The 7,276-nt window shown below is 66.3% G+C and carries 11 protein-coding genes; 3 read left to right on the top strand and 8 right to left on the bottom strand.

Annotation, left to right across the window (positions count from 1 at the left end; genetic code table 11):
* The coding region (locus GJ695_RS29050) for a type IV pilus assembly protein FimV (protein ID WP_371866635.1) at window positions 1-490 on the bottom strand (490 nt) is incomplete at its 3' end.
* A gap of 154 nt (window positions 491-644) precedes the next feature.
* Between GJ695_RS29050 and fumC the strand changes: the two genes are divergently transcribed.
* Window positions 645-2,042: a class II fumarate hydratase gene (fumC, locus tag GJ695_RS29045; protein ID WP_154370560.1), complete on the top strand. Its 1,398-nt coding sequence runs from the start codon at window positions 645-647 to the stop codon at window positions 2,040-2,042.
* Between the two features lie 2 nt (window positions 2,043-2,044).
* On the opposite strand, the gene GJ695_RS29040 is transcribed toward fumC, so the two are convergent.
* Window positions 2,045-2,953, bottom strand: a complete 909-nt coding sequence (locus tag GJ695_RS29040) for a hypothetical protein (protein WP_154370559.1) — start codon at window positions 2,951-2,953, stop codon at window positions 2,045-2,047.
* 191 nt (window positions 2,954-3,144) lie between these two features.
* Between GJ695_RS29040 and GJ695_RS29035 the strand changes: the two genes are divergently transcribed.
* Both GJ695_RS29035 and GJ695_RS29030 read left to right on the top strand, forming a co-directional pair.
* Window positions 3,145-3,363, top strand: coding sequence for an RNA-binding S4 domain-containing protein (locus tag GJ695_RS29035; RefSeq protein ID WP_154361524.1), 219 nt, complete (start codon window positions 3,145-3,147; stop codon window positions 3,361-3,363).
* A 121-nt stretch (window positions 3,364-3,484) separates the two neighbouring features.
* Window positions 3,485-3,778: a DUF883 family protein gene (locus tag GJ695_RS29030; RefSeq protein WP_154370558.1), complete on the top strand. Its 294-nt coding sequence runs from the start codon at window positions 3,485-3,487 to the stop codon at window positions 3,776-3,778.
* Here the strand turns inward: GJ695_RS29030 and bufB are convergent.
* The 6 genes from bufB to GJ695_RS29000 form a co-directional block, all read right to left on the bottom strand.
* The gene (bufB, locus tag GJ695_RS29025; RefSeq protein ID WP_229260701.1) at window positions 3,752-5,392 is read right to left on the bottom strand and encodes an MNIO family bufferin maturase; all 1,641 of its coding nucleotides are present in this window, start codon (window positions 5,390-5,392) and stop codon (window positions 3,752-3,754) included. The two genes, GJ695_RS29030 and bufB, sit on opposite strands and share 27 nt — an antisense overlap.
* Window position 5,393: 1 nt before the next feature.
* Window positions 5,394-5,645, bottom strand: a complete 252-nt coding sequence (locus GJ695_RS29020; protein ID WP_154370557.1) for a BufA1 family periplasmic bufferin-type metallophore — start codon at window positions 5,643-5,645, stop codon at window positions 5,394-5,396.
* Between the two features lie 165 nt (window positions 5,646-5,810).
* Window positions 5,811-6,002, bottom strand: a complete 192-nt coding sequence (locus GJ695_RS29015; RefSeq protein ID WP_154361520.1) for a YjfB family protein — start codon at window positions 6,000-6,002, stop codon at window positions 5,811-5,813.
* A 54-nt stretch (window positions 6,003-6,056) separates the two neighbouring features.
* On the bottom strand, window positions 6,057-6,602 hold the full coding sequence (gene mobB, locus GJ695_RS29010) for a molybdopterin-guanine dinucleotide biosynthesis protein B (protein ID WP_154370556.1): 546 nt from the start codon (window positions 6,600-6,602) through the stop codon (window positions 6,057-6,059).
* 68 nt (window positions 6,603-6,670) lie between these two features.
* Window positions 6,671-6,850: a hypothetical protein gene (locus GJ695_RS29005; protein ID WP_154370555.1), complete on the bottom strand. Its 180-nt coding sequence runs from the start codon at window positions 6,848-6,850 to the stop codon at window positions 6,671-6,673.
* Between the two features lie 67 nt (window positions 6,851-6,917).
* On the bottom strand, window positions 6,918-7,276 hold a 359-nt coding region (locus GJ695_RS29000; RefSeq protein WP_166455423.1), incomplete at its 5' end, for a general secretion pathway protein GspB.

Here is a 7,276-nt window from a genome sequence, read left to right as displayed (position 1 = left end):
CCGCCTCCGACGCCACCCGCGCCGCCCGGGCCTGCGCCGCGATCTGCTCGGCCTGCGCCGGCGTCATCACACTGGCCGGCGGCGCCACCACCACCGGCGCCGGCGGCGTCGGATCCTTCTGCAGCCACACCGTGGCCAGCCGCACATCCTGCTTGCCCGGCACGCCCAATTCCACGTACAGATGGACATACTCGGCATCCACCGCCCGCGTGGTCGTCACATGCAACACCTGCCGGCTGCCGCGCTTCTCGACCTGCAGACGCACCGACGCCAGCGCCGGATTCATCGTCACATTGGCGCCGCGGTACACATTCGCATCGGCCAGCCGCACCTGCAAGCCGGCCAGCTCCTCCGGCGTCAGCGCCACCAGGTCGATATCGACCGCCAGCGGCTGGCCGATATACGAACGCGGCGCGATATCGCCCAGCTCGGCCGACTGGGCCACGAGCGCGGCGCCGGCCAAGGCCAGGGCGCTGATCGAAGTTGTCAAGTGCTTACGCTGCATCATCAAAAGGTCGCGCTCGGGCGAGAATTCCAAAAAGTGTAACAGCTATAACGGCTGAAATTCCCGTTTTTGTAGCCCCCGGTTAATTTTTCCAAACTGCGCTACACTCATTTCTCTTCTTCCCTACCAAGGATTCTTCATGAGCACCCGTAGCGAACGCGACAGTTTTGGCCCGATCGACGTCCCCGACGCCCAGCTGTGGGGCGCGCAAACCCAGCGCTCCCTCGAACATTTCCGCATCTCCACCGAAAAAATGCCGCTGGAACTGGTCCACGCGCTGGCCAGCGTCAAGCGCGCCGCCGCCCGCGTCAACCTCGACCTCGGCCTGCTGGACGGCGCCAAGGCCATCGCCATCACCCAGGCCGCCGACGAAGTGCTGGCCAACGCCCACCCGAGCGAATTCCCGCTGGCCGTGTGGCAGACCGGCTCCGGCACCCAGTCCAATATGAACATGAACGAAGTGCTGGCCAACCGCGGCTCCGAGCTGATGGGCGGCGTGCGCGGCGAAGCGCGCAAGCTGCACCCGAACGACGACGTCAACAAGGGTCAATCGTCGAACGACATCTTCCCCACCGCCATCCACGTCGCCGCCGCCCAGGCGCTGGCCCACAACGTGCTGCCGGCCATCCAACAGCTGCGCGACAGCCTGCACGCCAAGGCCACCGCCTTTGCCGACATCGTCAAGATCGGCCGCACCCACCTGCAGGACGCCACGCCGCTGACCCTGGGCCAGGAATTCTCCGGCTATGTCGCCCACCTCGACTTTGCCGAGCGCGCCATCAAGGCCGCCCTGCCCGGCGTGCTGCAACTGGCGGCCGGCGGCACCGCCGTCGGCACCGGCCTCAACTCGCATCCTGAATACGCCACCCGCATCGCCGCCGAGCTGGAACACGCGCTGCACCTGCCGTTCCAGACCGCCGACAACAAATTCGCCGCGCTGGCCGGCCACGACGCCCTGCTGTCGGCCCACGGCGCGCTCAAAACGCTGGCCGCCGCGCTGATGAAAATCGCCAACGACGTGCGCTGGATGGCCTCCGGCCCGCGCTCCGGCCTCGGCGAAATCACCATCCCCGAAAACGAGCCGGGCAGCTCCATCATGCCGGGCAAGGTCAATCCGACCCAATGCGAAGCGCTGACCATGCTGGCCTGCCAGGTGTTCGGCAACGACGTCGCCATCACCATGGGCGGCGCCTCCGGCAACTTCGAGCTCAACGTCTACAAGCCGATGATCGCCCACAACTTCCTGCAAAGCGCGCGCCTGCTGGCCGACGGCATGCGCAGCTTCGAGGAACATTGCGTGCACGGCATCGAACCGAACACCGGCCGTATCGCCGAGCTGATGGAACGCTCGCTGATGCTGGTGACGGCGCTGGCGCCGCACATCGGCTACGACAAGGCGGCGTCGATCGCCAAGAAGGCCCAGCACGAAGGCACGACGCTGAAGGAAGCCGCGCTGGCGCTCGGCTACGTCACCGCCGAGCAGTTCGAGCAGTGGATCGTGCCGCTGGACATGACCCGTCCCGGCGCCAGGGGCTAAGCTCAGAAACCGTAGGAATAGCGCACGCCGGTCAGCACGTCCGGCCGCGCAGTGGCGTCGTGGCCGGGATTGACGCGCCACATCAGCGCCCCGGTCAGCCGGCCCAGCTTGCCGTCGCGGCCGAAAAAGCGGGTGTAGCCCAGCTCCAGGTCGCGTTCGGTGGCGGTCGGCCGCAGATTCAGCGTCGGCGCGCCCAGCACCGCCACGCCGGGATCGACGGCCTGCGGCAGCGCGCCGCTGTATTCCAGCGAGCCGGTGCGCACCTTGGCCGGAATCGACAAGGTCACCGCCAGCCGGTCATTGGCGGCCAGCAGCTGGCGCCGCACATAGCCGGCGCTGTAGGCCACCGTGCGCACCGACGACACCTGCGCCAGCAGGCTGTCCGGACTGCCGATGCCCTCGGTCTTGCCATAGGACGCCATCGCCATCAGCGAGCTGCGCGCCGTCAGCGCATAGCCCAGCGACACGGACGTAAACGTGGTGGTGGGCCGGGTGTTCAGCATCATCGACATGCTGTGTTCGCTGCCGGGCGCGCCGCCCGCCTCGCGCAGCAGGCCGACGGTCAGGATACCGGTGCCGCGGCCCATTTTCTTTTCGAATTCCGCGCTGCTGAGGAAACGCTTGCTGTGCTCGCTGAGCAGCGGACCGAGCGGATCGAGCAGCGCCAGATTGTCCGGCAGAGCGCCGAAATGCAGCTTCGGCAAGCCGGCCAGCGCGCTGTAGCGCGGCACGCCGTCGCCGCGCAGCGAATCGGCCAGCGCCGCCTGACGGTCGGCGGCGTCGAACAGCAACGCCGCGTTGGCGCGTTGCTCGAACAGCGGCAAGCTGGGCGACACCGCCCACGGATCGCCCGCCACCGCATCGGCCCCGACGAGACCGGCCATTGCCAATGCCAAAGAGAACTTGTTCATGATGCAACTCACTCCCAGGCCAAGCACCCTGCCTAAATATTCAGCAGTTAAGCCAGAATACCAACTTCTTTGCCGAGTAGCAATCGCGGCAGGACGCGCCGATAGGGTAAACTGCGCGCCTGTCGGAATGCCGCTACACTAGCAAATGGCAGAGGCCGTACCGACTTCACATCAAGGCAGCAGAGGATAAAATGCAGAAAGTAAGTTTCGAATTAAACGGCGAATTTGTTGAGCTGAATCAATTGTTAAAACTGGTCGGCCTGTGCGACAGCGGCGGCGCCGGCAAGATGATCGTGGCCAGCGGCGACGTCAAGGTCGACGGCAAGCAGGAGCTGCGCAAGACCGCCAAGATCCGCGCCGGCCAGCAGGTCAGCCTGGGCGACGTGCGGATCAGTGTGGTCGCAGCGTAATTGTTCTTGCTTTTGAGAAATTAGACGGTAAGCTATCAGGGTGCCGGTACGCGTTTGATCTGGCGCAAGCCGGCGGGCGTCTGCCCCGCTATAGTGGATTCTTAACCAGTAGGGGTCTCTCATGGACGGCCAGCCACCCAACAGTCCCACCCAGGAAAGCTTGCTGGACGATTTGCGCCAGGTGATCGAGAACGCCGAAGAGCTGCTGAAAAACACCGATCAGTACCACGGCGCCCTGTATCAGGCGGCCCGCAACAAGCTGGCCGAAGCGTTGCAGACCGCCACCAGCGAACTGGCCCGTTTTGAAGACGTGCAGATCGACCGCATGATCGAACTGACCGCCATCGCCGCCCGCCTGCACCGCGACCTCACCGGCGAGGCCAGGCTGCTACGCGCCTTCAGGCGCGAGGACTGATTCCACCAGCACCGCGTGCGCCAGCCAGCCCTGCAGGTTGGCCGCCACGTCAAAGTCTTCATCCCGCTCGAACGCGGCGTCCAGCGCCGCGCCGAACGTCCCGCCGTCCGCCAGCACCCGCAAGGCCGCATGGCCGGCCGCGCTCAGCGGCAGCACCAGCGGCTGCCATTGCGGCCGCGCCACCAGCGCCTGGCCGGCCACCGCCATGTCCTCCGGAAAAGCCACGCCGCTGTCCGGCTGATGCGCCAGCCACAGCGGCGCCACTGCCCAGTCGGACGCCAGCAGCTGCACCGCCGGGTGCAGCCGGAAGGTGGCGTTTTCGATCTGTTCCGGCGCAAGCGCCGCCAGCTGCCCGGCGCTGAGGCCGTCCGCCGCCGGCGCATAGTGCGCGCGATGCAGCGCCCACTCCAGCCGCGCCAGGTCGGGCAGATAAGGAAATTGCGCCACATGCGGAAAATCGCGCAGGAAAGCGGCGAAGCGCGCGCCGAAGACGTTCAGATCGGGATTATCGGAAGGCAGCGCACGGCCGTAGGCGCGCGCCAGGCCGCCGAAGAACGCCTCGCCCACCAGCGCCAGCACCACCGGATAGGCGGCGGCCAGGGTCTTGCTCCAGTTGGCCGTCTGGTTGCCGCGATACAGGGCGAAGCGGTGCTCGCTGTGATCGGAAGCAAATTGCGCCAGCGCCTGCGGCGCCAGCCCGGCATCGAACAGCGCGCCGGCAAACAGCTGCTGGCCCTCCGCCAGCGCCGCCGCGCCCTCGCCCGTCCACGCCAGGCGCGGCGCCTGGAACGCCGGCGCCGGCGCGGCCGCCGCATGCAGCATGGCCGCCCTGTCCGCCTCCGCCAGCAGCACTTCCAGCGCCGGAATATCGGTATCCCATTCGATCAAGGTCGGCGCCGCGCCAAAGCGCCGCAGCGCCGCCGCATACAATTGCCACACCGGCTCGGCCACGCGGTCGCCATGATGGTCGATGACCGCCTGCGGCGTCACCAGATGCCCGGCCAGATGCATCTCGCCCACCATGCCGGGCGTAATCGCCGCCATGGCCGCCAGCGCATCCTCGCCGTGATTGCACTGGTTCACATACAAATTATTGACGTCCAACAGCAGCCCGCAGCCGGTGCGCGCCGCCAGCGCCGCCAGGAACTCGGCCTCGCTCATCGCGTCCGCATGGAAGCGCACATAGGTCGACACATTCTCCAGCAACACCTGCCGCCCCAGCACCTCCTGCATGCGCTCCACGCGCGCGCTGAGCAGATCCAGCGCGGCCCGGTCCAGCGTCATCGGCAACAGATCGTTCAGCTGCCGGTCGCCCACCGCGCCCCAGCTCAAATGCTCGGACACCAGCACCGGCTGCACCCGCGCCACCAACGCGCGCACGCGCGCCAGATGCGCCTCCGAAAAGCCGCGCGCCGACCCCAGTCCCAGGCCCACGCCGTGCAGGCTGATCGGGTAATCGCGCCGCAGCTGCTCCAGCACATGCCAGTCCCAGCCGGCCTGGTCGAGATAATTCTCGCTGTGCACCTCCAGCCAGCCGACCTTTGGCCGCTGCGCGAGAAACTGCCGGTAATGCGGCGCCCGCAGACCGACGCCGACGCCCAGCCCGGCCAACAACTTACTTGGCAGGCGGCGTGGTCTTGCCGCCGGCTTTCTCGCACGTACCCTTCGGTACAAACTTCCACTCGTCGGCGCCCTTGTCGGTCTTGGCCTGGCCGGCGCAGGAGTGCGCGCTGGTGGCGCAATCGTTCTGGCCGGCCTTGGCCACGCCGTAGCATTTTTCCTTGTCGTCGGCAGCAGCCGCGGTGCCCACCTGCGCGGCGCACACGGTCGCCAGCGCGGCGGCGATCAGGGCTTGACGTTTGTTCATGGTAAATCTCCTGAAGTAAAAGTAAACAGCACCCGCAGCGTACCAGCAATGACGCCGCGACGCACCTGTCTACTCATGGGAAGGATGGCGTGCACACGCACGCGCCGCGCGCCGGACGGCACGCGGAGAACACCGGCGGCGCAGAACGCGGCCGCGGGCAAGCGCTCAGGCTTTGGTGTTGATGTTGTTGCCGAGGTGGGCCGGCAGATTCGGCACTGGCGGAATCGCCTCGATCAGCGCGCTGGCGCTGGATGCCTGGAGATCCTGGGCCTTCTTCAATACAGCGATACCAACAGCCTGCTTGGTGCCAGTGTCAGCCATCGTGGTTGAGAGTTGAGCAATACCGGTAACGTCCATGGGGTCCTCCATTAAGGGGTTTCACCCTTGTTTACGGACGCCCCGCCGGCAACTTTAGCCCTGCGCTGAAGTTTTTTTCAGATGCGTTAGCAACCAGGCAAGCACCTGCTGCGGCTGGTTCACATCCAGCCAGGCGACGCTGGCGCGCAGCCCCGCCGGCCGCGCATGGTCGGCCGCCACGGCGATGACGTGCTCGTCGTCCGGGTACAGCGGCGCGCGCCCGGCCTCGACGCGGTACACCTCCAGCTTGTCGATGGCATACGACTTGAAACCTTCCAGCAAGGTCAGATCGGCCGGCGACATGCGCGCCAGCTGCTCGTCCAGGGTCGGCTCGGCGGCGCCCCGGAGTTCATGGATGATGGCGTAGCGGAACGGCGAGCCCACCATCACCTCGGCCGCGCCGGCCATGCGCAGGCGTGCGCTGTCCTTGTGCTGCGGCTCGAATTGCAGGTCATGATGGCTGTGCTTGATGACATTGACCTTCCAGCCCTGCTCCGCCAGCTGCGCCAGCAGATGCTCCAGCAGCGTGGTCTTGCCACTGCCGGACGTCCCGATCACCCCGAGGACTTTGCGCGCTTGCGCGGGACTGACTTGTTGCATTGCCTACCTCACCATCATATTGATGCCCGTCATTATACGCAGCAACAACGATGGTGCAGCGGCGCCGCTCAGTGCTTGACTTTGATGGCGCCGCTGGAGCGGGTGCAGGACAGCACGATCAGGCCGGCGCAGATCAGCAGCAGGCTGGTGATGCTGGGCTCGGCGGATTGCACGACCTCGGCGGCGTGGGCGCGCGGCACGTAGGCAGCCGCGGCGATCAGGAATGGCAGACCCTTCAGATGCTTCATGATATTTCCCTTGCTGAGTTCTCAATAGTAGAAAAATATCATTTTTTTATGACAGGCGAGTTACGATTCAATACGGAACGCGGTAGCGGTAGCCTTTAAAGTTAAATACCGCCTCTTTCGGCTGCAACTTCTCCAGGATCAGGCCGGGCGCCACCTCCTCGCCCTCGTGGCGCAGGACCTTATCGACCAGCAATAAGCGGTCGGCGGCGTTCTTGGAATAGATGTAGCCGCCCACCGTCACCTGCGGAATCGAGCGCTGGATCGGCTCCGGCAGGTCGCGCAGATTGACGACCGGCTCGTCCGAAGGCGCGGCGGCGGCCGGCTTGGCTGGCGCTGCCGGCTCCGGCGCGGTGGCGCGCGCCAGATTGGCGACCGACTGCGGCAAATCCGCCACCGGCGCCGGCAACGGCGTCGGCGCGGCCTGCA

It is taken from the genome of Duganella alba, assembly GCF_009674495.1.
GTDB lineage: Bacteria > Pseudomonadota > Gammaproteobacteria > Burkholderiales > Burkholderiaceae_D > Rugamonas > Rugamonas alba.
Note: the sequence above shows the minus strand (reverse complement) of the source record. Positions and strands in the feature narration are given on the sequence as shown.

Bases quoted from the DNA above. Each gene is read 5' to 3' on its own strand.
- GJ695_RS29030 (WP_154370558.1), top strand. From the start codon at position 3,485: ATGGACGGCCAGCCACCCAACAGTCCCACCCAGGAAAGCTTGCTGGAC.
- GJ695_RS29020 (WP_154370557.1), bottom strand. From the start codon at position 5,645: ATGAACAAACGTCAAGCCCTGATCGCCGCCGCGCTGGCGACCGTGTGC.
- fumC (WP_154370560.1), top strand. From the start codon at position 645: ATGAGCACCCGTAGCGAACGCGACAGTTTTGGCCCGATCGACGTCCCC.
- GJ695_RS29015 (WP_154361520.1), bottom strand. From the start codon at position 6,002: ATGGACGTTACCGGTATTGCTCAACTCTCAACCACGATGGCTGACACT.
- GJ695_RS29005 (WP_154370555.1), bottom strand. From the start codon at position 6,850: ATGAAGCATCTGAAGGGTCTGCCATTCCTGATCGCCGCGGCTGCCTAC.
- GJ695_RS29035 (WP_154361524.1), top strand. From the start codon at position 3,145: ATGCAGAAAGTAAGTTTCGAATTAAACGGCGAATTTGTTGAGCTGAAT.
- GJ695_RS29040 (WP_154370559.1), bottom strand. From the start codon at position 2,953: ATGAACAAGTTCTCTTTGGCATTGGCAATGGCCGGTCTCGTCGGGGCC.
- mobB (WP_154370556.1), bottom strand. From the start codon at position 6,602: ATGCAACAAGTCAGTCCCGCGCAAGCGCGCAAAGTCCTCGGGGTGATC.